At 71.7% G+C, this 24,175-nt stretch carries 19 protein-coding genes; 15 read left to right on the plus strand and 4 right to left on the minus strand.

Annotated features, from left to right (window positions below; translation table 11 throughout):
- Positions 1–254: 254 nt before the first annotated feature.
- Complete coding sequence (locus AMK26_RS12800) at positions 255–812, minus strand: NADAR family protein (RefSeq protein ID WP_198944045.1); 558 nt, start codon at positions 810–812, stop codon at positions 255–257.
- 175 nt (positions 813–987) lie between these two features.
- On the opposite strand from AMK26_RS12800, the gene AMK26_RS12805 reads away from it, so the two are divergent.
- The 7 genes from AMK26_RS12805 to AMK26_RS12835 all read left to right on the plus strand — a co-directional run bounded on the left by AMK26_RS12805 (position 988) and on the right by AMK26_RS12835 (position 8,763).
- A complete protein-coding gene (locus tag AMK26_RS12805) occupies positions 988–2,493 on the plus strand; it encodes a gamma-aminobutyraldehyde dehydrogenase (RefSeq protein WP_073754624.1) in 1,506 nt (501 codons plus the stop codon).
- Positions 2,494–2,524: 31 nt separating this feature from the next.
- A complete protein-coding gene (locus AMK26_RS12810; RefSeq protein ID WP_073754625.1) occupies positions 2,525–3,772 on the plus strand; it encodes a polyamine ABC transporter substrate-binding protein in 1,248 nt (415 codons plus the stop codon).
- Positions 3,773–3,816: 44 nt separating this feature from the next.
- A complete protein-coding gene (locus tag AMK26_RS12815; RefSeq protein ID WP_073754626.1) occupies positions 3,817–4,971 on the plus strand; it encodes an ABC transporter ATP-binding protein in 1,155 nt (384 codons plus the stop codon).
- Complete coding sequence (locus AMK26_RS12820; protein WP_073754627.1) at positions 4,968–5,897, plus strand: ABC transporter permease; 930 nt, start codon at positions 4,968–4,970, stop codon at positions 5,895–5,897. The genes AMK26_RS12815 and AMK26_RS12820 overlap by 4 nt, the downstream gene beginning before the upstream one ends.
- Complete coding sequence (locus AMK26_RS12825) at positions 5,897–6,691, plus strand: ABC transporter permease (RefSeq protein ID WP_073754628.1); 795 nt, start codon at positions 5,897–5,899, stop codon at positions 6,689–6,691. The genes AMK26_RS12820 and AMK26_RS12825 overlap by 1 nt, the downstream gene beginning before the upstream one ends.
- 22 nt (positions 6,692–6,713) lie before the next feature.
- A complete protein-coding gene (locus AMK26_RS12830; protein ID WP_073754629.1) occupies positions 6,714–8,132 on the plus strand; it encodes an NAD(P)/FAD-dependent oxidoreductase in 1,419 nt (472 codons plus the stop codon).
- A gap of 151 nt (positions 8,133–8,283) precedes the next feature.
- Positions 8,284–8,763 carry a hypothetical protein gene (locus tag AMK26_RS12835; protein WP_073754630.1) on the plus strand — a complete coding sequence of 160 codons (480 nt, stop codon included), beginning with the start codon at positions 8,284–8,286 and terminating at the stop codon, positions 8,761–8,763.
- A gap of 15 nt (positions 8,764–8,778) precedes the next feature.
- Here AMK26_RS12835 and AMK26_RS12840 read toward each other — a convergent pair whose 3' ends face one another.
- From AMK26_RS12840 to gabT, 3 genes are all read right to left on the minus strand, one after another.
- A complete protein-coding gene (locus AMK26_RS12840; protein WP_073754631.1) occupies positions 8,779–9,048 on the minus strand; it encodes a hypothetical protein in 270 nt (89 codons plus the stop codon).
- A gap of 43 nt (positions 9,049–9,091) precedes the next feature.
- Positions 9,092–9,850, minus strand: a complete 759-nt coding sequence (locus AMK26_RS12845) for a phosphatase PAP2 family protein (protein WP_073754632.1) — start codon at positions 9,848–9,850, stop codon at positions 9,092–9,094.
- A 102-nt stretch (positions 9,851–9,952) separates the two neighbouring features.
- Entirely contained in the window at positions 9,953–11,287 is a 1,335-nt protein-coding gene (gabT, locus tag AMK26_RS12850; protein WP_073754633.1) for a 4-aminobutyrate--2-oxoglutarate transaminase, read from the minus strand.
- A 422-nt stretch (positions 11,288–11,709) separates the two neighbouring features.
- Between gabT and AMK26_RS12855 the strand changes: the two genes are divergently transcribed.
- The 8 genes from AMK26_RS12855 (at position 11,710) to AMK26_RS12890 (ending at position 24,160) form a co-directional block, all read left to right on the plus strand.
- Positions 11,710–13,752, plus strand: a complete 2,043-nt coding sequence (locus AMK26_RS12855) for an ATP-binding protein (RefSeq protein WP_073754634.1) — start codon at positions 11,710–11,712, stop codon at positions 13,750–13,752.
- A gap of 77 nt (positions 13,753–13,829) precedes the next feature.
- Entirely contained in the window at positions 13,830–15,392 is a 1,563-nt protein-coding gene (locus AMK26_RS12860) for a PucR family transcriptional regulator (protein WP_073754635.1), read from the plus strand.
- Between the two features lie 265 nt (positions 15,393–15,657).
- Positions 15,658–16,635 (plus strand): EamA family transporter, encoded by a 978-nt coding sequence (locus tag AMK26_RS12865; RefSeq protein WP_073754636.1) that lies wholly within the window; start codon positions 15,658–15,660, stop codon positions 16,633–16,635.
- Positions 16,636–16,750: 115 nt separating this feature from the next.
- Entirely contained in the window at positions 16,751–18,193 is a 1,443-nt protein-coding gene (locus tag AMK26_RS12870; RefSeq protein WP_073754637.1) for an aldehyde dehydrogenase family protein, read from the plus strand.
- Positions 18,194–18,343: 150 nt separating this feature from the next.
- Positions 18,344–20,281, plus strand: coding sequence for an acyl-CoA dehydrogenase family protein (locus AMK26_RS12875; protein WP_073754638.1), 1,938 nt, complete (start codon positions 18,344–18,346; stop codon positions 20,279–20,281).
- Between the two features lie 54 nt (positions 20,282–20,335).
- Positions 20,336–21,565, plus strand: coding sequence for a 3-phosphoshikimate 1-carboxyvinyltransferase (gene aroA / locus AMK26_RS12880; protein ID WP_073754803.1), 1,230 nt, complete (start codon positions 20,336–20,338; stop codon positions 21,563–21,565).
- A gap of 46 nt (positions 21,566–21,611) precedes the next feature.
- Entirely contained in the window at positions 21,612–22,862 is a 1,251-nt protein-coding gene (dxr, locus tag AMK26_RS12885) for a 1-deoxy-D-xylulose-5-phosphate reductoisomerase (protein WP_073754639.1), read from the plus strand.
- Positions 22,859–24,160, plus strand: a complete 1,302-nt coding sequence (locus AMK26_RS12890) for a M50 family metallopeptidase (protein WP_073754640.1) — start codon at positions 22,859–22,861, stop codon at positions 24,158–24,160. The genes dxr and AMK26_RS12890 overlap by 4 nt, the downstream gene beginning before the upstream one ends.
- The last annotated feature ends 15 nt before the right edge of the window (positions 24,161–24,175 follow it).

Genomic DNA, 24,175 nt, shown 5'->3' on the forward strand with positions numbered 1-24,175 from the left:
GCCCCCCACCCCCCGGCAGGCCGCCGACCCGCACCGCACCGGGGCGAACCGGGAAGGGGCACCGCCCCGGGTGGAACCGCCGAAAGGGAACCGCCCCGGTCCCGTTGTGCCCACCCGTCCCGCCCTGCGGGACGGCTGCCCACAACGGGGGACCCCCAGCGGGACGGCTGCCCACAACGGGGGGCGGCGGGCCCGGCGGGACGGCTGTCCACGACGGGGAGTGGGCCGTGCGGGACGGCTGCCCACGACGGGGGTCAGCCGACCGAGGTCGCCCGCAGCTTCGCCCGTGCCTGCATCAGGGCGAAGCCCAGGAGGTTCAGGCCCCGCCAGCGGGCCGGGTCGTGGGCGCGCTCGTCGTCGGCGGCGAGGCCGATGCCCCAGACGCGGTCCATGGGGCTCGCCTCCACCAGCACGCGGTCGCCCGTCGACAGCAGGAACGCCCGCAGCTCCGGGTCCGCCGCGAACTTGTGCTCGCTGCCCGCCACCACGATGCCGAACCGCTCCCGCTTCCATATCGTCTCGTCGAAGCCGCGCACCAGCCGGCCCGCCTTCTTCGCGAGCGCCGGGTTCGGCGCCTCGATGGCCTGGCGCTCGGCGTCCGCGTCGCCGAAGAGCCGGGCCTTGGCCGCCATCATCCAGTGCTCCGCCGTCGCGTACTCCACGCCGTCGACCGTGAACGGCGACGGCCACCACTGGCTCAGGCAGCTCGCCCCGATCGTCCCGTCCCGCCTCGGCGTGTGCCCCCAGAAGTGCAGAAACTTCACTCGCTCACCCCTGCTGACCTGCTCGATCAGCTCGTGGATCTTCTCCATGCACGCCAGTCTGGCAGTCGCCACTGACACTCCGTACCGAGATATCGACCCCCACCCGACACATGGTCGACCGATTCCGTCGCGTAACCAAAAGGCAACAACGGAATCCCTTGTTGCCCCGGACCTCCTCTGTCAGGATCGGCACTCAATTCGAGCCGGGACAACGGAGAGCGTCATGGGCAACCGCTTCCAGGGACTCGACCGCTTCGCGGCCGGGGCGCAGTACATCGACGGGCGGCTGCGGCCCGGTACCTCGGGGCGCGGCCACACCGTCGTCGACCCCGCGACCGGCGAGGACGTGCTCACGTACGAACTCGCCGCGACCGCCGACGTGGACGCGGCCGTCGCCGCCGCCCGCGCCGCGCTGCCGGGCTGGGCGGGCGCGACACCGGGCGAGCGCTCCGAAGCGATGCACCGGTTCGCCGCCCAGCTGCAGGAACACGCGGAGGACTTCGCCCACGCGGAGTCCCTCCAGTGCGGCAAGCCCATCAAGCTGACGCGCGAGTTCGACGTGCCGGGCACGGTCGACAACACCGCCTTCTTCGCGGGGGCCGCCCGCCACCTCCAGGGCCAGTCGGCCGGCGAGTACAGCGGCGACCACACCTCGTACGTCCGCCGCGAACCCATCGGCGTCATCGGCTCGATCGCACCCTGGAACTACCCCCTGCAGATGGCCGCCTGGAAGGTCCTGCCGGCCATCGCCGCCGGCAACACGATCGTCCTCAAGCCCGCCGAACTCACCCCGCTCACCTCGCTGATGTTCGCGCAGGCGGCGACCGACGCCGGTATCCCCGACGGGGTCGTCAACATCGTCACCGGGGCCGGAAAGGAAGCCGGTGAGCACCTCGTCGGGCACCCCGACGTCGCGATGACGTCCTTCACCGGCTCCACCGCAGTCGGCAAGCGGGTCGCCGAGATCGCCACCACCACCGTCAAGCGCCTCCACCTCGAACTCGGCGGCAAGGCACCCTTCGTCGTCTTCGACGACGCCGACCTGGAGGCCGCCGTCCACGGCGCGGTCGCCGGCGCGCTCATCAACACCGGCCAGGACTGCACCGCCGCCACGCGCGCGTACGTCCAGCGCCCGCTGTACGACGCGTTCGTCTCCGGCGTCGCCGACCTGATGGCGACCGTCCGCATCGGTGACCCGTTCCAGGAGGACACCGACCTCGGCCCGCTCATCAGCCACGCCCAGCGCGACCGGGTGGCCGCCTTCGTCGACCGTGCCCGCGCGTACGCCACCGTCGTCACCGGCGGCGTGGCGCCCCACAACTCCGGCGCCTACTACCGCCCCACCCTCATCACCGGCGCCGCCCAGGACAGCGAGATCGTCCAGGCGGAGATCTTCGGCCCCGTCCTCGTCGTCCTGCCCTTCGACAGCGACGACGAGGGCCTGGCCCTCGCCAACGACACGCCCTACGGCCTCGCCGCCTCCGCCTGGACCCGTGACGTCTACCGCGCCGGCCGCGCCACCCGCGAGATCAAGGCGGGCTGCGTCTGGGTCAACGACCACATCCCGATCATCAGCGAGATGCCGCACGGGGGCTACAAGGCATCCGGCTTCGGAAAGGACATGTCAACGTACTCCTTCGAGGAGTACACGCAGGTCAAGCATGTGATGTACGACAACACGGCGGTCGCCAGGAAGGACTGGCACCGGACCGTCTTCGGGGACCGATAGCCCACCACGGCCACACCGAAAGGCACAGCGCATGGAGCAGTACGAGCCCGACAGCCTGTCAGCGGCACAGCTCGCCGCGATGCGGCGCAGCCTGACGAACGGCAGAGGCGCCCTCACCCGCCGTTCCATGCTGCGCGCCACGGGCGTCGGCGCGCTCGCGGTCGGCGGCATGGCGTCCTTGAGCGCCTGTGGCATCCCGCCCGCCGAGCGGGAGGGTGACGGCCCCGCCTCCACCGACTACTCGGCCAAGGAGAAGCGCTTGAGCTTCTCCAACTGGACCCAGTACATCGACATCAGCGACGACGAGAAGTCCCGCCCCACCCTGGAGGCGTTCACCAGGCGCACCGGGATCAAGGTCAAGTACACCGAGGACATCAACGACAACGTCGAGTTCTTCGGCAAGGTCAAGCCGCAGCTCGCCGCCGGCCAGGACACCGGCCGCGACCTGATCTGCGTCACCGACTGGCTCGCCGCCCGCATCATCCGCCTCGGCTGGGCGCAGAAGCTCGACCCGGCCAACCTCCCCCACGCGTACGCCAACCTGTCCTCCCAGTTCCGCCGCCCCGACTGGGACCCGGGCCGCGCCCACTCCTACCCCTGGACGGGCATCTCCACGGTCATCGCGTACAACACCAAGGCGACCGGGGGCCGCAAGGTCGACTCCGTCACCCAGCTCCTGGACGACCCCAAGCTCAAGGGGCGGGTCGCGTTCCTGTCGGAGATGCGCGACTCGATCGGCATGACGCTGATCGACATGGGCAAGGACCCGGGCTCGTTCACCGACGCCGACTTCGACGCGGCACTCGGCCGCCTCCAGAAGGCGGTCGACACCCAGCAGATCCGGCGCTTCACGGGCAACGACTACACCGGCGACCTCGCCAAGGGCGACATCGCCGCCTGTCTGGCCTGGGCCGGTGACGTCATCCAGCTCCAGGCCGACAACCCGGACATCCAGTTCGCGATCCCCAACGCCGGCTACATCACCTCCAGCGACAACCTCCTGGTGCCCGCCAAGGCCCGGCACAAGACCAACGCCGAGAAGCTCATCGACTACTACTACGAGCTTCCCAACGCCGCCCGGCTCGCCGCGTACATCAACTACGTCTGCCCCGTCGAGGGCGTACGCGAGGAACTCAGCAAGATCGACCCCGCGCTGGCGTCGAACACCCTGATCCTCCCGGACAAGGCGATGGCCGCGAAGTCCCGCGCCTTCCGCTCCCTGACCAGTGAGGAAGAGACGGCGTACGAGGAGAAGTTCGCCAAGCTCATCGGTGCCTGAGCACCACCGCCGTCCGCCCTCGACACCCCCTGGGATCGCCACGCATGACTGACACGCACAGCGCCACCGGCGGCGACGTCCGCCTCTCCGGCATCAGCAAGACGTACGGCTCCTTCACCGCCGTCCACCCCCTCGACCTGACCGTCCCGCAGGGCTCCTTCTTCGCCCTCCTCGGCGCGTCCGGCTGCGGCAAGACCACCACCCTGCGCATGATCGCCGGCCTGGAGGAGCCCACCACGGGCACCGTCCACCTCGGCGACAAGGACGTCACCGACCTGCCCCCGTACAAGCGGCCCGTCAACACCGTCTTCCAGTCGTACGCCCTCTTCCCGCACCTGAACATCTACGAGAACGTCGCCTTCGGCCTGCGCCGCCGCGGCGTCAAGTCCGTCAAGAAGCAGGTCGGCGACATGCTCGACCTCGTCCAGCTCGGCGACAAGGCGGGCCACAAGCCGCACCAGCTCTCCGGCGGCCAGCAGCAGCGCGTCGCCGTCGCCCGCGCGCTCATCAACCACCCCCAGGTGCTGCTCCTCGACGAGCCGCTCGGCGCCCTCGACCTCAAGCTGCGCCGCCAGATGCAGCTGGAGCTCAAGCGCATCCAGACGGAGGTCGGCATCACCTTCGTCCACGTCACCCACGACCAGGAGGAGGCCATGACGATGGCCGACACGGTCGCGGTGATGAACGGCGGCCGCGTCGAGCAGCTCGGCGCGCCCGCCGACCTCTACGAGAACCCCCGCACCACCTTCGTCGCCAACTTCCTCGGCACGTCCAACCTCATCGAGGCCGAGGTCGCCGAGGCGTCCTCCGACATCACCGTCACCGCCGGCGGCGGCAAGCTGCGGCTGCCCGCCGACCGGTGCAGCGCCGACACCCGCACCGGCGGCAAGCTGCTCGTCGGCATCCGCCCGGAGAAGATCTCGCTCGCCCACGCCGACGACGCGAGCGGGATCCCCCTCGGCCGCAACAAGGTCACCGGCCGGATCGTCGACACCTCGTTCAACGGTGTCTCCACCCAGTACGTCGTCGACAGCCCCGCCGGTACCGCCCTCCAGGTGTACGAGCAGAACATCGAGCGCGACTCCCGCCTTACTCCCGGCGCCGAGGTCGTCCTGCACTGGAACCCGGCCCACACCTTCGGCCTGGACGCCGCCCAGGACATCGACGCGGGCGTGGAAAAGGTGGAGGACGCCGCGTGACGATCACCGAAGCACCACCCGCACCGCCCGCGCCGGACCAGCCGGTCGTACGCAAACCGGCCACCCGCAAGCGGCTCGTCCCGTACTGGCTGCTCCTGCCCGGCATCCTCTGGCTGCTCGTCTTCTTCGCGCTGCCGATGGTCTACCAGGCCTCCACGTCCGTGCAGACCGGCTCCCTGGAGCGGGGTTTCCAGGTCACCTGGCACTTCCAGACCTACTGGGACGCCTTCACCGAGTACTGGCCGCAGTTCGTCCGGTCCCTGGTGTACGCCGGAACCGCCACCTTCCTGTGCCTGCTGCTCGGCTACCCGCTCGCGTACCTCATCGCCTTCAAGGCGGGCCGCTGGCGCAACCTCCTCCTGGTCCTGGTCATCGCGCCGTTCTTCACCAGCTTCCTCATCCGTACGCTGGCGTGGAAGACGATCCTCGCGGACGGCGGCGCCGTCGTCGGCGCCCTGGACGCGCTGCACGTCCTGGACGTCACCAACTGGCTGGGCTGGACCCAGGGGGACCGCGTTCTGGCCACGCCCATGGCGGTGGTCTGCGGCCTCACCTACAACTTCCTGCCCTTCATGATCCTGCCCCTCTACACCTCGCTGGAGCGGATCGACGGACGGCTCCACGAGGCCGCCAAGGACCTGTACGCCTCGCCCGCCACCACCTTCCGCAAGGTGACCTTCCCGCTGTCCATGCCGGGCGTGGTCTCCGGGACGCTGCTCACCTTCATCCCCGCGAGCGGCGACTACGTCAACGCCGAGCTGCTCGGCTCGACCGACACCAAGATGGTCGGCAACGTCATCCAGTCGCAGTTCCTGCGGGTGCTGGACTACCCGACGGCGGCCGCGCTGTCCTTCATCCTGATGGCCATCGTGCTGATCATGGTCACCGTCTACATCCGCCGGGCCGGAACGGAGGACCTGGTCTGATGCGCTGGCTCCGCAAGAACCTCGTCGCCATAGCGGGTCTGCTGACCCTCGCGTACATGATCCTGCCGAACATCGTCGTCATGGTGTTCTCGTTCAACAAGCCGGCGGGACGCTTCAACTACTCCTGGCGCGAGTTCTCCACCGACGCCTGGCGGGACCCGTGCGGCGTCGCCGACCTGTGCGGTTCGCTCACACTGTCCCTGCAGATCGCCGGCTGGGCGACGCTCGGCGCCACCGCGCTCGGCACGATGATTGCCTTCGCGCTCGTCCGCTACCGCTTCCGGGCGCGTGGCACGATCAACTCGCTGATCTTCCTGCCGATGGCGATGCCCGAGGTCGTCATGGCCGCCTCCCTGCTCACGCTCTTCCTCAACATGGGCACCCCGCTGGGCTTCTGGACGGTCCTCATCGCCCACATCATGTTCTGCCTGAGCTTCGTCGTGACGGCGGTCAAGGCGCGGGTGATGTCCATGGACCCGCGCCTGGAGGAGGCCGCCCGGGACCTGTACGCGGGGCCCGTGCAGACCTTCCTTCGGGTCACCCTGCCCATCGCCGCGCCCGGCATCGCCGCCGGCGCGCTCCTCGCCTTCGCGCTGTCGTTCGACGACTTCATCATCACCAACTTCAACGCGGGCTCCACCGTGACCTTCCCCATGTTCGTGTGGGGCTCGGCGCAGCGCGGTACGCCCGTACAGATCAACGTCATCGGCACGGCGATGTTCGTCATCGCGGTCCTGGTGGTGGTCGCCGGCCAGGTCGCGGCCGGCCGGCGCAAGCGCACAACCATCTCGTGAGTTCCGATAGGAGTTGAAAACCATGGCCCCAGCTGCCATGCGTACTGCTGCACAATCACTCGCGGACGCCCAGCCCGTCCCCTTCTGGCTGGAAGACCCGGGCAAGCCGGCCGCACTGCCCGCCCTCACCGGCACCGAGCACTGCGACCTGCTGGTCGTCGGCGGCGGCTACAGCGGCCTGTGGACCGCGCTCCTCGCCAAGGAGCGGGACCCCGCGCGGGACGTCGTCCTCATCGAGGGCCGGGAGGCGGGCTGGGCCGCCTCCGGCCGCAACGGAGGCTTCTGCGCCGCCTCCCTCACCCACGGCTTCGGCAACGGGCTCGCCCGCTGGCCCGACGAGCTGGCCACCCTCGAAGAGCTGGGCATCCGCAACCTCGACGCCATCGAGGCGGCCGTCTCCGCGTACGGCATCGACTGCGACTTCGAACGCACCGGCGAGATCGACGTCGCCACCGAACCCCACCAGATGGCCGAGCTGACCGAGGTGTACGAGGAGGCCGACCGCCTCGGCCTCGCCGGCCACCTGGAACTCCTCGACCGGGACGCCGTACGCGCCCAGGTCGACTCGCCCACCTTCCTGGGCGGGCTGTGGGACCGGCGCGGCGTCGCCATGCTGCACCCGGCCAAGCTGGCGTGGGGCCTCAAGCGGGCCTGTATCGACCTCGGCGTACGCGTCTACGAGAACACCCGGGGCCTCGAACTCGCCCGCGCGGGTGCCGGAATGGCCGTACGCACGCCCTACGGGCGGGTTTTCGCCCGGCAGGTCGCGCTCGGCACCAACGTCTTCCCGTCGCTCGTCAAGCGCGTACGCGCCTACACGGTCCCCGTCTACGACTACGCCCTGATGACCCAGCCGCTGACGGACGATCAGCTGGAGTCGATCGGCTGGAAGAACCGCCAGGGCCTCGGCGACAGCGCCAACCAGTTCCACTACTTCCGGCTCTCCGCCGACAACCGGATCCTCTGGGGCGGTTACGACGCGATCTATCCGTTCGGCGGACGGGTCAGCCCCGAGCACGACCACCGGCCCGAGACCTACCTCAAGCTCGCGGAGCACTTCTTCCGCTGCTTCCCGCAGTTGGAGGGCGTCCGGTTCAGCCACGCCTGGGGCGGCGCCATCGACACCTGCTCCCGCTTCTCGGCTTTCTTCGGCACGGCACACGGGGGACGGGTCGCCTACGCGGCGGGCTTCACGGGCCTGGGCGTGGGCGCCACGCGGTTCGGGGCGGACGTGATGCTCGACCTGCTGTCGGGTGAGCGGACCGAGCGTACGGAGCTGGAAATGGTGCGCTCCAAGCCGCTCCCCTTCCCGCCGGAGCCCATCGCCTGGGCGGGCATCGGGCTGACCAAGTGGTCCCTGGCCCGGGCCGACGCCAATGGGGGCCGCCGGAACCTGTGGCTGAAGGCGATGGACCGGCTCGGGCTCGGCTTCGACAGCTGAGCCGGATGCGCCCGGTTCGCGCCCCCGCCGACCCGGTTCACCACCATGCCGGCGTCCCAGCCGCGTAATGATCCAGGCGGACCGCTCTCTCCTCGTGTGAACGCACTGCCCGCCGGGGCAGTCACAGACACGGACATGGAGGCGGCGGGCGATGACTGGTTCGGCGGACAGGACCGCGGTGGAGTGGCTGGCGGCGGTGGCGCCGGATCCCGCCGCCTGCCGGTGGGAGTGGGAGCGCAACCCCCTCGGGGTCGCGCTCCTGCCCGCCGGCCGGCGCTGGGACGTGCTGATCACCCCCGCCGAGCTCGGCCACGCCACCCTCGACGTCCTGTGCCGGCTCGTCGACCGGCCGGGTCCGGTACTGCTCGCCGACACGGGCGACGCGCGCCTGGGCTTCTTCGTGCCCGTGGGCACCGCCGCCCGCTGGGTCGGCACCGGGATACGGGCCGCCGGCCGCGGCACCTGGATCGTCGCCCCGTACCCGGGACGGGCGACGGGCGCGGCCCGCTGGCTGGTGGTGCCGGACGGCAGTGGCACGCTCAACGACCCGGCGCTCCTGGAGCTGGCGATGCACGAGGCGGCGGGCCTGGCGGGCCGACGGGCACGGAAGCGGCCCCATCGGGACCGCTGATGGGGTTACGCGCGCCTAGGCGGCTTCCCTCCGGACTTCGCGGGTGTCGACGATGAGGGTGCCGTCGTGCTGCTCGTAGTGGGAGAGGGCGAGCCCGAGGCCGAAGAACGTGGGTGCCCACTCTCCGACGAAGATCCCCCACCGGTCGGCGCGGGCCAGTCCAGTGCCGGGCTCCATTTTGAGGGACCCCATCCAGGTGGCGACGGAGAGGCCGATGGAGGCGAAGGCGGCCACGTACGCGTGCTCGCTGCGCACGCCCATCTGGTGCAGCTTGCGGATGACCATGGTGGTGCTCCTTTCGATGGCAGTACGCCACGAAGTGCCCAAACTAGGACAATCCATGCAAACGTCGTGCTGCCGGCAGGAGCGTCGCGAACAGGCAGCCGCTGGCCAGGACGTCCAGCGGCCAGTGGTAGCCGCGCAGCACCAGGCCGATGCCCGTCGCCACCGTCAGCAGCACGGCGACCGGCAACAGGCGCCGGTGCACCAGCAGGGCCGCGCCGCAGTACGCCACCAGGGCCGTCGCCGTGTGCCCGGACGGGTAGTAGCCGGTCTCGGAGGTGAGCGGGCCGACCCGGTCCACGAGCAGTTTCAGCGGTACGACCACGGCCGGTACGAGCGCCATGGCGAGCCCCGCGCACAGCGCCTCGGCGCGGCGGCCGCGCCAGACCGCGTACGCCAGCGCGGCGGCCAGCACGGGGAGGGCGACCTGCATGTTGCCCAGGTCGGCGAGGAGCTCGGTCAGGGGAGCGGGGCCGTGGCCCACCAGGGCGCGGCTCGCGCGCTCGTCGAGGCGGGCGAGGGGACCGTGGGCGGCGACCTGCCAGGTGATGACCCCGAAGAGGGCCAGCAGCGTCGCGGAGAGGAAAGCCGGCCGCCCCGGAACAGGGGGGGTGGTTCCGGGGCGGCCGCCAGGACCGGTGCGTCGCGCGCCCCGGGGGGTGTGGGGCGGGCGACTGTCCGATCGGTGAGGAGATCCGGAGCCGGAAGCTCCGGTGGTGTGCGCGAGGGCACGACCAGGACGAGGCTGGGGAGGCTCCGTCCCGGAGCCGCCCGCAGTTGCCTGCGGACGGGGTGTTTCTCTCATCTGCAGAAACCGTACGGCAGAGAACGGGGGGCCGACAGACGGATCTCCATCCCGCCATCGGCCCCCCACTGCTTCTTCACAACCGGTCGCTGTGCGTCAGCGTCACACGCCCGCGAAGGCGTTCTCGATGATGTCCAGGCCCTCGTTCAGCAGGTCCTCGCCGATGACCAGCGGCGGCAGGAAGCGCAGCACGTTGCCGTAGGTGCCACAGGTCAGGACCAGCAGACCCTCGGCGTGGCAGGCCTTGGCGAGCGCGCCGGCGGCCTCCGGGTTCGGCTCCTTGGTCGCCGGGTCCTTCACCAGCTCGATCGCGATCATGGCGCCGCGGCCACGGATGTCGCCGATGATCTCGAACTTCTCCTGCATCGCGGCGAGGCGGCCCTTCATGACCTCCTCGATGCGCTTGGCCTTGCCGTTGAGGTCGAGCTCCCTCATCGTCTCGATGGCACCGAGCGCACCGGCGCAGGCCACCGGGTTGCCGCCGTACGTGCCGCCCAGGCCACCGCCGTGCACGGCGTCCATGATCTCCGCGCGGCCGGTGACGGCGGCGAGCGGCAGACCGCCCGCGATGCCCTTGGCGGTGGTGATCAGGTCCGGGACGACGCCCTCGTCCTCGCACGCGAACCACTGGCCGGTACGGCAGAAGCCGGACTGGATCTCGTCCGCGACGAAGACGATGCCGTTGTCGTTGGCGAACTTCACGATCGCCGGCAGGAAGCCCTTGGCCGGCTCGATGAAGCCGCCCTCACCCAGCACCGGCTCGATGATGATCGCGGCGACGTTCTCGGCGCCGATCTGCTTGCTGATCTGGTCGATCGCCTGCGCGGCGGCCTCGGGGCCGCAGTTCTCGGCGCCGGTCGGCCAGCGGTAGCCGTACGCGACGGGGACGCGGTACACCTCGGGGGCGAACGGACCGAAGCCGTGCTTGTACGGCATGTTCTTGGCGGTCAGCGCCATGGTCAGGTTCGTACGGCCGTGGTAGCCGTGGTCGAAGACCACGACGGCCTGGCGCTTGGTGTACGAACGGGCGATCTTGACCGCGTTCTCGACGGCCTCGGCACCGCTGTTGAACAGCGCGGACTTCTTGGCGTGGTCGCCCGGCGTCAGCTCGGCGAGCTGCTCACAGACCTCGACGTAGCCCTCGTACGGCGTGACCATGAAACACGTGTGCGTGAAGTCCTGGAGCTGGGCGCTGGCCCGGCGCACGACCGCCTCGGCGGACGCGCCGACCGACGTCACGGCGATACCGGAACCGAAGTCGATCAGGCGGTTGCCGTCGACGTCCTCGATGATGCCGCCACCGGCGCGGGTCGTGAAGACCGGCAGCACGGAGCCCACGCCGCCCGCGACCGCGGACAGACGGCGGGCCTGAAGCTCCTGCGACTTCGGGCCGGGGATGGCGGTGACGACGCGGCGCTCCTGCGGGATATCGGTCATGCGGGGCTCCTGGGGTGGGGTCTTTCGGACGCTACTGCTCTTTCTTCCGCAGGCTAGGGCTGGGGGAGGGGGCGCGGCATGCTCCTTTAGGGAGTGGTGGAGGGTGTGTCCTTGTCCGGGGCGGACATAGGGGTGGTGGCGCGTCTGCTCAAGTGCGGGCTGTCTGCTGCCGGTGGGTGGGGGGCGTGGCCCCTCCGGGCTCGCCTCTCCCCCAGAGGGGGGCACCCCCACGAGGCCGGCGGCCTTGGGTCTCTTTTCAAGGGAACCCAGCCTTCGCCGCCAGCCTCTGCGGGGGCGACCCTGCACGGCCCCGCGGCCGTATGTCCTCTGCGGGCAGGACATTCCCGCAACACGCGGGCTCGGGCACTACATTGACGGGGGCACAGACGCGCGGGACCTGGCTGGTCAGGGGGCAGGGGTTCATGGACACCGACGGTACGTACGAGGCACGGCGCACCCACGTCGGCAAGCCGCCCGTGCCGCCCCCGCCCCGGCACGCCCCCGCGCCCGCCGGCGGCGGCACCGCGCAGTGGCTGCGTACGCCCCGGCCGGCGGCCGAGCCCGGGGTGTGGCGGTTCGGACACCGGCCGCGCCCGGAGGAGGAGCCGGAGACGGTGCCCGCGCGGCGGCTGTTCGCCGGAGCGGTGATCGCCCTGCTCAGCGGCTGGCTCCTGTGGTCCCTGCTCTGGAACGGCTACCTGGGCCACTACTGGCTCTGGCCGCTCCTGGTGCTCACCCCGGACGAGTGGCGTACGCAGCCGGGGACGTGGGCCACTGCCAGCTATGTCTATTACGCGGTCGTCGGCGGTGGCCTGCTGGTCTTCTTCGCGCGGATCGGCCACGTACCCGAGATCTGGCGCAGGTACGCCAAGAAGAAGGACGCCCCGCTCCCGCCGCCGCCCCCGGACGCCGACCCCGTCGACTGGCCCGAGCTGCGGGACGCCGGGCTGACCGAGGCCGCCCAGAGGCTCGCCGAGGCGACCAGGGCCGGGGCGCTGCGCGATGTGGACTACGCCCGTATCCGGCGGGCCTGGCAGGGCGTACGGACCCACCCGGACCGGCTGGCCGCGTTCACCGACGCCGTGCGCGCCCACGGGCCCGCCGCGTGCGCACACCCGTCCGGCGTGCGCGACCTGCCCGTGCGTACCGCCGCCCACGACCTGGCAACCGCCCAGGTGCGGATCGGCACCGCCGCCGACCACCCCCGTAACCCCTACGCCCGGCGCACCACCGGGGTCGCCCTGGAGCCGGCCGTGCTCGGGACCTCGCTGCTGGCGGTCGGGCCCGCCGGATCGGGGAAGACGGTCCGGCTGGTACGGCCGGTCACCGAGTCCCTGTGCCTCCAGGCCCTCGCCAACCGCGCCTCCGTCGTCGCCGTCACCGCCCATGGCACCGCGCTCGCCCCGGACGGCGCGTTCGACGTGGTGGTCTCCGTGGGCCGCCCGGACTCCACGCACGACCTCGATCTGTACGGCGGCGCCGACGACCCCGACGAGGCCGCCCGGATGCTCGCCGAGGCCCTCGTCGGAGACCTCGTCCCGGACAGCCGCCGGGCGGCGACGGCCCTGGCCCAGCTGATCGGGCCGTACCGGGCCGCGCACGGCCACTTCCCCGCCGTACCGGAGCTGCGCGAGCTGCTCGGCGGGGCGCCCAAGGCGCTGGCCGAGCTGCGCGCGGCCGTGGCGGACGACCCGGCACAGCTGCGGGAGCTGGACGCGCGGGAGCGGCAGGCCGAGCGCGGTGACGATGTCGGCGTGCTGCTGGCGGAGCGGATCGCTTTCCTGGACCGGCCGGCGTTCGCGCGGTTCTTCCGTACGGACGGGGAGGCGCGGCGGTTCTCGCTGCGGGCCATCGAGCACCCGCTGCGCGTGCGCGTCGACCTGCCCGAGCGCGGGCACGCCGAGGCGTCCCGGATCGTGGCGCGGCTGCTGCTGGCGCAGTTCACCGAGGCGGCCCTGGGCCGGGCGGACCGGTCGCTGTTCGCCTGCCTGGTCCTGGACGACGCCACGTACACGATCACCGCCGACTCCGTACGCGCCATCCAGCGGCTGCGCTCCGCCCATGCGGGTGTCGTCCTGGCGCTGCGCACCCTGGAGGACGTGCCGGAGGCGCTGCGCGGGCCGCTGCTGGGCGCGGTGGGGTGCCGGATGGCGTTCGCGGGGATCGCGCCCTGGGACGGCGGGCGGTTCGCGGAGACCTGGGGCACCGAGTGGGTGCAGACCCGGGACGTGACCAACCGGCAGATCATCTCCGACGAGCCGCTCACCAAGGCCCTGCACTTCCTGCGCCGCCTGGTCACCGGCAAGGCGGCGACGGCGGAGGCGGTGACGGTACGGGAGGTCGAGCGGCAGCGCTGGTCCGCCTCCGACCTCGCCCACGCCGTGCCTCCCGGGCATGCCGTACTGTCCCTGACAGGCGTGCGAGGGGAACACACCCCTCCGCTTCTGGTCGACCTGCGTACGTGACAACCTGGCAGAATTGAAGGACGTCGTTCATACGGGACGGCGAAATTCCCCCTCCGAAAGTCCGACGGTCCCCAGCCATGCCGCCCACGCTTGCCTCGCTCGTCCAGCACTCGGCGCTGAAACTCACCGTCCGCGCCGGGGAGGACCGCCTCGACACGCCCGTCCGCTGGGCGCACGTCAGTGAGCTCGCCGACCCCGTCCCGTACATGGAGGGCGGCGAGCTGCTGATGATCACCGGCATGACGCTGGACGCCGAGGATCCGGACGCCATGCGCCGCTATGTGCGGCGGCTGGTCGCCGCCGGGGTCGTCGGGCTCGGCTTCGCCGTCGGCGTCAACTACGACGAGACGCCGCAGGCGCTCGTGGACGCCGCCCGCGAGGAGGGCCTGCCGCTGCTGGAGGTGCCGCGCCGCACCCCGTTCCTCGCCATCTCCAAGGCGGTGTCGGCGGCGATCGCGGCGGACCAGTACCGGGCGGTGACCGCCGGGTTCGAGGCGCAGCGGGAGATGACCCGGGCGGCCCTCGCCGAGGGCCCGGCCGCGGTGGTGGCGCGGCTGGCCGCCCATGTGGACGGCTGGGCGGCGCTGTACGACGCGTCCGGCGCCGTGGTCGCGGCGGCGCCCGAGTGGGCGGCGCGGAGGGCGGCACGGCTCACCTCCGACGTGGAGCGGCTGCGGGAGCGGTCGGCGCCGGCGAGCGCGGTGGTCGGCGGCACCGAGGACCGGGTGGAGCTCCAGTCGCTGGGCAGCGGGCGGCGGGTGCGGGGCGCGCTGGCGGTCGGCACCGGGGCGCCGCTGGGCACGGCGGAACGGTATGCGGTCCATTCGGCCATCGCCCTGCTGACGCTCACCACCGAGCGGTCGCGCTCCCTCCAGGCGGCCGAGCAGCGGCTCGGCGCGGCGGTGCTGCGGATGCTGCTGGCCGGGCAGCCGGACCACGCCCGGGCGGTGGCGGGCGACCTGTACGGCGGGCTGCTCGACGCGCCCTTCCGGCTGCTGATCGCCGAACCCGCCTCGGCGGACCGGGACCCGAACGCCGAACCGCCCCTGCCCGCGCTCGCCGAGACGCTGGAGGCGGCGGCCGCGCGTACCGGGGAGGCCGTGCTGACGGTGCCGGAGAACGACGAGCGCCTGGTGGTGCTGGCCGGGGACGGCGGCGCGGTGGCCGCCGCGTGCGAGGCGTACGCCGAGAAGGAGGCCGAGGAGGCCGGGCTGGTGATCGGCCTGTCGGCCCCGACCGGCCCGATCGCCGCCAACGCCGCGTACAAGCAGGCCGAGCAGGCCCTGTCGGTCGCCCGCAGGCGCGGCCGGGCCCTGGTCGAGCACGAAGAGCTGGCGGCCGGCTCGGTCCTGCCGCTCCTCGCCGACGACGCCGTACGCGCCTTCGCCGACGGCATGCTCCGTGCCCTGTACGAACACGACGCGACCGGCCGCGGCGACCTGGTCGCCTCCCTGCGCGCCTGGCTCTCCCGGCACGGCCAGTGGGACGCGGCGGCGGCGGACCTGGGCGTCCACCGGCACACGCTGCGGTACCGGATGCGCCGGGTCGAGGAGATCCTGGGCCGCTCACTGGACGACCCGGACGTACGGATGGAGCTCTGGCTGGCCCTGAAGGCCACGGGCGGGGCGCCGGCGACGTAACGGTGCGCTTTCCCGGTGCCCCCGGGGCGGCACCGCCGGTGGGTGGGGGCGGGGCCCCTCCGGGCTCACCTCCTCGAGGCCGGCGGCCTTGGGTGCCAGTAATAGGGAGCCCGCCTTTCGCCGCCAACCTCTGCGGGGGCGACCCTGCACGGCCCCACCCCGGTGGTACGCCGGGTGCGAGAAGTCGTCGCGAACACCCCTCCCCCTGCCCGGATACGGGCAAATTCCTTGCCGTTCCGGTCGCAAGATTCATAGTCTCCGGTGCATGACAAGCCCCGCCGTCGACCCGCCCTCCGCCACGCCCGCCCGAACCCCGAACCGGTCCCGGACTCGCGCCCGGCCCGCGCCCCCCGCCCGCCGGATCACCGGGGCCGTATGGGCCGCCCTGGCGATCGTGTACGTGGTGTGGGGGTCCACCTACCTCGGCATCAGCGTCGTCGTGGAGACCATGCCGCCGTTCCTCTCCGCCGGCGTCCGGTTCGTCGTCGCGGGCGCCCTCCTCGCCGTCCTGCTGGCCTGGCGGCGCGGCCCCGGCGTCCTGAAGGTCACCCGCCCGCAGCTCGCCTCCGCCGCCGTCGTCGGGCTGTTCCTGCTGCTCGGCGGCAACGGGCTCGTCGTCCTCGCCGAGACCTCCGTCCCCTCCGGGCTCACCGCCCTGCTCATCGCGGTCGTCCCGGCCTGGGTCGTCCTGCTGCGCACCGCCTTCGGTGAGCGGCCCGGCCCCGGCGCGTACACCGGCGTCCTGCTCGGCCTCGCCGGGCTCGCCGTCCTCGCGCTCCCCGGCCTCAGTGGCGACGTACGGATCGGCGGCGTCCTCACCGTGATCGCGGCGACCGTGCTGTGGTCCGTCGGCTCGTTCTCCTCGTCCCGTATACCGATGCCCGCGAACCCCTTCACCGCGAGCGTGTACGAGATGGTCGCCGGCGGCCTCGGCTGCCTCCTCCTCGGGCTCGTCCGAGGCGAACAGCGCGGCCTGGACGTGGCGGCCTTCTCCACCCGCTCCTGGGTCGCCTTCGCCTACCTGGTCGTGTTCGGCTCGCTGCTCGCCTTCACCGCGTACGCCTGGCTCCTGCAGACCGCCCCGCTCTCGCTCGTCGCCACGTACGCCTACGTCAACCCCGTCGTCGCCGTCGCCCTGGGCGCGCTGATCCTCGGTGAGGCGCTGACCTGGCCGATCGCCCTCGGTGGTGCGGTGGTCGTGGCCGGGGTGTGCCTGATCGTCAGTACGGAACGGCGAAACTGACGCCGAGTACCACTCCATCCCGGACAAGCGACCGCGCGGCTTCCCGGCCCTACCGTGTGAGCAGAGACAGCCCCACCCCCACTCCGCACAGCTTCGAAAGGGCCGGGATCCGCACATGACTGCCACCGCCTTCTGGCTCGCCGGCCGCCAGGCCACCGGCGAGACCACCTTCGACGTCACCTCCCCCTGGGACGGCCGCACCGTCGGCCAGGTGTCCGTGCCCACCGAGGCCCAGGTCGAAGAGGCCGTGGCCGCCGCGCACGCGGTGACCGACGAGTTCGCCGCGACCCCCGCCCACGTCCGCGCCGCCGCCCTCGACCACGTGTCGAAGCGGCTCGCCGAGCGCACCGAGGAGATCGCCCAGCTGATCTCCGCCGAGAACGGCAAGCCCATCAAGTGGGCCCGCGGCGAGGTCGGCCGCGCCGTCTCCGTGTTCCGTTTCGCCGCCGAGGAGGCCCGCCGCTTCAACGGTGGCGAGGCCCAGCGCCTCGACACCGACGCCGGCGGCACCGGCCGCCTCGGCCTGACCCGCCGCTTCCCCAAGGGCGTCGTCCTCGGCATCGCGCCGTTCAACTTCCCGCTGAACCTGTGCGCCCACAAGGTCGCCCCGGCCATCGCCGTCGGCGCGCCCATCATCCTCAAGCCCGCCCCGGCCACGCCCCTGTCCGGCCTGATCCTGGGTGAGCTGCTCGCCGAGACCGACCTGCCGGCCGGCTCCTGGTCGATCCTCCCGGTCACCAACGACCGCATGCCCGCCCTGGTGAAGGACGAGCGCCTGCCGGTCATCTCCTTCACCGGCTCCGACACGGTCGGCTACGCCATCCAGGAGTCCGTGCCGCACAAGCACTGCACCCTGGAGCTGGGCGGCAACGCCGCCGCCGTCGTCCTCGGCGACTGGTCCTCCGAGGAGGACCTGGACTGGGCGGCGACCCGTATCGCCACCTTCTCCAACTACCAGGGCGGCCAGTCCTGCATCTCCGTGCAGCGGGTCATCGCCGACGCGTCCGTCTACGACCGCCTGGTCGCCAAGGTCGTCACCGCCGTCGAGGCACAGGGCACCGGTGACCCGTCCGACGACACCACCGACGTCGGCCCGCTGGTCAGCGAGGACGCCGCCAAGCGCGTCGAGGCCTGGGTGGACGAGGCCGTGAACGCCGGCGCGAAGCTGCTCACCGGCGGCAAGCGCGACGGCGCGACCTACGCCCCCACCGTGCTGGAGAATCTGCCCGCCGACACCACCCTCGCCTGCGAGGAGGTCTTCGGCCCGGTCCTCACCCTCCACAAGGTCGACGGCGAGAAGGAAGCCTTCGCCAAGGTCAACGACTCCAAGTTCGGCCTCCAGGCGGGCGTGTTCACCCACGACCTCCAGACCGCCTTCCGCGCCCACCGCGCCCTGGAGGTCGGCGGCGTGATCATCGGTGACGTCCCGTCCTACCGCGCCGACCAGATGCCGTACGGCGGCGCCAAGCAGTCCGGCGTCGGCCGCGAGGGCGTGCGCTACGCGATGGACGACTACACGTACGAGCGAGTGCTGGTCCTCACGGGCCTCGCGCTGTAGCCCGTACGGCTCAGACCGGCGGCCGGAGCCCACTGTGCGGGGGCTCCGGCCGTCTTTTCGTACCCCGCGTAATCGGGTAATACGGTCGGGTAGCACCGGTCGGTAGGACCACCGGCCGGCCGCCCCCGAACGCGGCGAGGTGAGCCCACCATGTCCGGCCCCCACCACAAGCCCAAAGTCTCCGAGCGCGAGGCCCGCCAGGTCGCCGAGGCCGCCCGCGAACAGGACTGGCGCAAGCCCAGCTTCGCCAAGGAGCTGTTCCTCGGCCGCTTCCGGCTCGACCTGATCCACCCGCATCCGCTGCCCGCCACCGAGCACGTCCAGCGGGGCGAGGAGTTCCTCGCCAAGCTGCGCGACTTCTGCGAGACGAAGATCGACGGCGCCCTGATCGAGCGCGAGGCCCGCATCCCCGACGCCGTCATCGACGGCCTCAAGGAGATCGGCGCCCTCGGGATGAAGATCGACACCAAGTACGGCGGCCTCGGCCTCACCCAGGTGTACTACAACAAGGCCCTGGCCCTGGCCGGTTCGGTCAGCCCCGCCGTCGGCGCCCTGCTCTCCGCCCATCAGTCGATCGGCCTACCGCAGCCGCTCAAACTCTTCGGCACGCCCGAGCAGAAGGAGACCTACCTCCCGCGCCTCGCCCGTACCGACATCTCCGCCTTCCTCCTCACCGAGCCCGACGTCGGCTCCGACCCCGCGCGGCTGGCCACCACCGCCGTCCCGGACGGCGACGACTACGTGATCGACGGCGTGAAGCTGTGGACCACCAACGGGGTCGTCGCCGACCTGATGGTCGTGATGGCCCGCGTACCGAAGTCGGAAGGGCACAAAGGCGGCATCACCGCCTTCATCGTCGAGGCCGGCTCGGACGGCGTCACCGTCGAGAACCGCAACGCCTTCATGGGCCTGCGCGGCCTGGAGAACGGTGTCACCCGCTTCCACCAGGTCCGCGTCCCGGCCGCCAACCGCATCGGCCCCGAGGGCGCCGGACTGAAGATCGCGCTCACCACCCTCAACACCGGGCGGCTGTCCCTGCCCGCCATGTGTGCGGGCGCCGGCAAGTGGTGCCTGAAGATCGCCCGCGAGTGGTCCGCCGTACGCGAGCAGTGGGGCAAGCCCGTCGCCCACCACGAGGCCGTCGGCGCGAAGATCTCCTTCATCGCCGCCACCACCTTCGCCCTGGAAGCGGTCCTGGACCTCTCCAGCCAGATGGCCGACGAGGACCGCAACGACATCCGCATCGAAGCCGCCCTCGCCAAGCTGTACGGCTCCGAAATGGCCTGGCTGATGGCCGACGAACTGGTCCAGATCCGCGGCGGCCGCGGCTACGAGACCGCCGACTCCCTCGCGGCGCGCGGCGAACGGGCCGTCCCCGCCGAACAGCTCCTGCGCGACCTGCGCATCAACCGCATCTTCGAGGGCTCGACGGAGATCATGCACCTGCTGATCGCCCGCGAGGCCGTCGACGCCCACCTCGCGGTCGCCGGCGACATCATCGACCCCGACAAGTCGCTGGGGGACAAGGCGAAGGCCGGAGCCCAGGCCGGCGTGTTCTACGCCCGCTGGCTGCCGAAACTCGTCGCCGGACCGGGCCAGTTGCCGCGCGCGTACACCGACTTCCACCCCGCCGGCCACGCCGACCTGTCCACCCACCTCCGCTACGTCGAGCGCACCTCCCGCAAGCTGGCCCGCTCCACCTTCTACGCCATGTCCCGCTGGCAGGGCCGCATGGAGACCAAGCAGGGCTTCCTCGGCCGGATCGTCGACATCGGCGCCGAGCTGTTCGCCATGAGCGCCGCCTGCGTACGGGCGGAGCTGCTGCGTACGACGGAGGCGCACGGCCGCGAGGCGTACCAACTGGCGGACGTGTTCTGCCGCCAGTCCCGCATCCGGGTGGAGGAACTGTTCGGCCGGCTCTGGAACAACACCGACGACCTCGACCGCAAGGTCGTCAAGGGCGTCCTGTCCGGCACGTACACCTGGCTGGAGGAGGGCATCATCGACCCCAGCGGCGACGGCCCCTGGATCGCCGACGCCACCCCGGGCCCCTCGGCGAGGGAGAACGTCCACCGCCCGATCCGCTGACCAGTTCGTGAGACGCGCGGCGCCCACCCGCCCCCGGACGGCAGGATGGGCGCCGTGACCGTCATCGACATCCCCGGCTCCAAGTCCGTCACCGCCCGCGCCCTCTTCCTCGCCGCCGCGGCCGACGGCACCACCACCCTCGTCCGCCCGCTCGTGTCCGACGACACCGAGGGGTTCGCCGAGGGGCTCACCGCCCTCGGGTACGAGGTCGAGCGCGGCCCCGGCGCCTGGCGCGTCCAGGGCCGCCCCGCCGGGCCGGCCGCCTCCACCGCCGACGTCTACTGCCGTGACGGCGCCACCACGGCCCGGTTCCTGCCCACGCTCGCCGCCGCCGGGCACGGCGACTTCCGGTTCGACGCCTCCGCGCAGATGCGGCGCCGTCCGCTCGGCCCCCTCACCGAGGCGCTGCGCACCCTGGGCGTCGACCTGCGCCACGAGGGCGCCGAGGGCCACCACCCGCTGCGGATCGCCGCCTCCGGCATCAAGGGCGGGGCGCTCACCCTGGACGCCGGGCAGTCGTCCCAGTACCTCACCGCCCTGCTGATGCTCGGCCCGCTCACCACCGAGGGCCTGTCGATCACCGTCACGGACCTGGTCTCGGAGCCGTACGTGGAGATCACCCTCGCGATGATGCGCGCCTTCGGCGCCGAGCCCACCCGCCAGCAGAACGTCTTCACCGTCCCCCCGACCGGCTACCGCGCCACCACGTACGCCATCGAGCCCGACGCCTCCACCGCGAGCTACTTCTTCGCCGCCGCGGCGCTCACCGGCCGCGAGGTCACCGTCGAGGGCCTCGGCACCGGCGCCCTCCAGGGCGACCTCGCCTTCGTCGACGTCCTTGGCCGGATGGGCGCCGACGTGACGATCACCGCCGACGCCACCACCGTGCGCGGCACCGGCCGCCTCAGCGGCCTCACCGTCAACATGCGGGACATCTCCGACACCATGCCGACCCTCGCCGCCCTCGCCCCGTACGCCGAAGGCCCGGTCCGCATCGAGGACGTCGCCAACACCCGCGTCAAGGAGTGCGACCGGCTGGAGGCCTGCGCCGAGAACCTGCGGTGCCTCGGCATCACGGTCACCACCGGCCCCGACTGGATCGAAATCAACCCAGGCACCCCCCGCCCCGCCGAAATCACCACCCACGGCGACCACCGCATCGTCATGTCGTTCGCCGTCACCGGCCTCCGCACCCCCGGCATCTCCTTCGACGACCCGGGCTGCGTACGCAAGACGTTCCCGGACTTCCACGCCCATTGGGGGAAGTTCACTTCCCCGGCTTAGGGGATGCCGGGTCCGGGCACGCCGCGGATGCGGCAAGAATGGGGGCATGAGCGACAGCCCAGCCCCCCTCGCAGACCCGCACATCGCCTTCGATCCGTCCGAAGGCCGCCGGGACATCGTCGTCCTCGGCTCCACCGGGTCCATCGGCACCCAGGCCATCGACCTGGTGCTGCGCAACCCCGACCGCTTCCGCGTGACCGCCCTGTCCGCCGCCGGCGGCCGGGCCGGGCTCCTCGCCGAGCAGGCGCGCCGGCTCCGGGTGCGTACGGTGGCCGTGGCGCGCGAGGAGGCGGTGCCCGCGCTGCGGGAGGCGCTGAAGGAGATCTACGGCTCCGACCCGCTGCCCGAGATCCTCGCCGGACCGGACGCCGCCACCCAGGTCGCTGCCTCCGACTGCCACACCGTGCTCAACGGCATCACCGGCTCCATCGGCCTCGCGCCGACCCTCGCCGCCCTCGAAGCGGGCCGCACCCTCGCCCTCGCCAACAAGGAGTCGCTGATCGTCGGCGGCCCGCTGGTGAAGGCCGTCGCCAAGCCGGGCCAGATCATCCCGGTCGACTCCGAGCACGCCGCGCTCTTCCAGGCGCTCGCCGCCGGCACCCGCGCCGATGTCCGCAAGCTGGTCGTCACGGCCTCCGGCGGCCCCTTCCGCGGCCGTACGCGGGCGGAACTGGCCCACGTCACCCGCGAGGACGCCCTGGCGCACCCCACCTGGGCCATGGGCCCGGTGATTACGGTCAACAGCGCGACCCTCGTCAACAAGGGCCTGGAGGTCATCGAGGCCCACCTGCTCTACGACATCCCCTTCGACCGCATCGAAGTCGTCGTACACCCCCAGTCGTATGTGCACTCCATGGTGGAGTTCACCGACGGTTCCACCCTCGCCCAGGCGACCCCGCCCGACATGCGCGGCCCGATCGCCCTCGGCATCGGCTGGCCCGAGCGCGTCCCCGACGCGGCCCCGGCCTTCGACTGGTCCACGGCGTCCACCTGGGAGTTCTTCCCCCTCGACACCGAGGCCTTCCCCTCCGTCGGCCTCGCCCGCCACGTCGGAGAGCTGGGCGGCACGGCCCCGGCGGTGTTCAACGCCGCGAACGAGGAGTGCGTGGAGGCCTTCCTCGCCGGCCGGCTGCCCTTCAACGGCATCATGGACACCGTCACGGCGGTCGTCGCCGAACACGGAACCCCGGCCGAGGGAACTTCCCTGACCATGCCGGACGTCCTGGAGGCGGAGACCTGGGCGCGCGCCCGGGCCCGTGAACTGACGGCGAAGGCGACCGCGGAGGCTCGCGCATGACGATCTGGCTGACGATCCTCGGCATCGCGCTCTTCGCGGTCGGGCTGCTGTTCTCCATCGCCTGGCACGAGCTCGGCCACCTGTCCACGGCCAAGCTCTTCGGCATCCGCGTGCCGCAGTACATGGTGGGCTTCGGCCCCACCCTCTGGTCGCGCAAGAAGGGCGAGACGGAGTACGGCATCAAGGCCATCCCGGCCGGCGGCTACATCCGCATGATCGGGATGTTCCCGCCCGGCGACGACGGCCGCATAGAGGCCCGCTCCACGTCCCCGTTCCGGGGCATGATCGAGGACGCCCGGTCGGCGGCGTACGAGGAGCTCCAGCCCGGCGACGAGACGCGACTGTTCTACACGCGCAAGCCCTGGAAGCGCGTCATCGTGATGTTCGCCGGCCCGTTCATGAACCTCATCCTGGCCGTCGCGATCTTCCTCGGCGTCTCGATGACGTTCGGGTTCGCGACCCAGACGACGGAGGTCGCCGGCGTACAGAAGTGCGTCATCGAGCAGAGCGAGAAGCGCGACACCTGCGCCAAGGGCGACCCGGTGTCCCCTGCCCACGCCGCCGGGCTCAAGCCGGGCGACAAGATCGTCGCCTTCGACGGCAGGCCGGTCGACGACTGGGCCACGCTCTCCGAGCGCATCCGCGCCACCATCGGACCCGCCGATCTCACTGTCGTCCGTGACGGCAGGGAACTGACCCTCCACCCCACCCTGATCAAGAACGAAGTCGTCCAGAAGGACGAGGACGGCGAGGTCGTCGAGGGCAAGTACGTACCGGCCGGCTACCTGGGCTTCGCCGCCAAGACGGAGATCCTCCCGCTCGGCTTCGGCCAGTCCGTGGACCGCATGGGCGACATGATCGAGAACGGCGTCGAGGCCATCGTCGCCCTCCCCTCCAAGATCCCCGACCTGTGGAACGCGGCCTTCAGCGACGGCGAGCGCAAGGCGGACTCCCCGGTCGGTGTCGTCGGAGCCGCCCGGATCAGCGGCGAGGTGATGAACCTGGACATCCCCACGCAGAACATCATCGCGACCTTCCTGACCCTCCTGGCCGGCTTCAACCTCTCCCTCTTCCTGTTCAACATGCTGCCGCTGCTCCCGCTGGACGGCGGGCACATCGCGGGCGCGCTGTGGGAGTCCGTACGCCGGAACGTGGCCAAGGTCTTCCGGCGCCCCGACCCCGGTCCCTTCGACGTCGCCAAGCTGATGCCGGTCGCCTACGTGGTGGCGGGGATCTTCATCTGTTTCACGCTGCTCGTGCTGGTCGCGGACATCGTCAACCCGGTAAAAATCTCGTAGACACACGGCGTACGT

This window comes from Streptomyces sp. CB03234 (assembly GCF_001905885.1).
Lineage (GTDB): Bacteria > Actinomycetota > Actinomycetes > Streptomycetales > Streptomycetaceae > Streptomyces.

Excerpts from the sequence above, each read along its gene's own strand:
- AMK26_RS12830 (WP_073754629.1), top strand. The coding sequence starts at position 6,714 with ATGGCCCCAGCTGCCATGCGTACTGCTGCACAATCACTCGCGGACGCC.
- dxr (WP_073754639.1), top strand. The coding sequence starts at position 21,612 with ATGAGCGACAGCCCAGCCCCCCTCGCAGACCCGCACATCGCCTTCGAT.
- AMK26_RS12840 (WP_073754631.1), bottom strand. The coding sequence starts at position 9,048 with ATGGTCATCCGCAAGCTGCACCAGATGGGCGTGCGCAGCGAGCACGCG.
- AMK26_RS12865 (WP_073754636.1), top strand. The coding sequence starts at position 15,658 with ATGACAAGCCCCGCCGTCGACCCGCCCTCCGCCACGCCCGCCCGAACC.
- AMK26_RS12870 (WP_073754637.1), top strand. The coding sequence starts at position 16,751 with ATGACTGCCACCGCCTTCTGGCTCGCCGGCCGCCAGGCCACCGGCGAG.
- AMK26_RS12860 (WP_073754635.1), top strand. The coding sequence starts at position 13,830 with ATGCCGCCCACGCTTGCCTCGCTCGTCCAGCACTCGGCGCTGAAACTC.
- AMK26_RS12890 (WP_073754640.1), top strand. The coding sequence starts at position 22,859 with ATGACGATCTGGCTGACGATCCTCGGCATCGCGCTCTTCGCGGTCGGG.
- AMK26_RS12855 (WP_073754634.1), top strand. The coding sequence starts at position 11,710 with ATGGACACCGACGGTACGTACGAGGCACGGCGCACCCACGTCGGCAAG.
- AMK26_RS12835 (WP_073754630.1), top strand. The coding sequence starts at position 8,284 with ATGACTGGTTCGGCGGACAGGACCGCGGTGGAGTGGCTGGCGGCGGTG.
- AMK26_RS12805 (WP_073754624.1), top strand. The coding sequence starts at position 988 with ATGGGCAACCGCTTCCAGGGACTCGACCGCTTCGCGGCCGGGGCGCAG.
- AMK26_RS12825 (WP_073754628.1), top strand. The coding sequence starts at position 5,897 with ATGCGCTGGCTCCGCAAGAACCTCGTCGCCATAGCGGGTCTGCTGACC.
- AMK26_RS12800 (WP_198944045.1), bottom strand. The coding sequence starts at position 812 with ATGGAGAAGATCCACGAGCTGATCGAGCAGGTCAGCAGGGGTGAGCGA.
- AMK26_RS12875 (WP_073754638.1), top strand. The coding sequence starts at position 18,344 with ATGTCCGGCCCCCACCACAAGCCCAAAGTCTCCGAGCGCGAGGCCCGC.
- AMK26_RS12815 (WP_073754626.1), top strand. The coding sequence starts at position 3,817 with ATGACTGACACGCACAGCGCCACCGGCGGCGACGTCCGCCTCTCCGGC.
- AMK26_RS12810 (WP_073754625.1), top strand. The coding sequence starts at position 2,525 with ATGGAGCAGTACGAGCCCGACAGCCTGTCAGCGGCACAGCTCGCCGCG.
- gabT (WP_073754633.1), bottom strand. The coding sequence starts at position 11,287 with ATGACCGATATCCCGCAGGAGCGCCGCGTCGTCACCGCCATCCCCGGC.
- AMK26_RS12845 (WP_073754632.1), bottom strand. The coding sequence starts at position 9,850 with ATGAGAGAAACACCCCGTCCGCAGGCAACTGCGGGCGGCTCCGGGACG.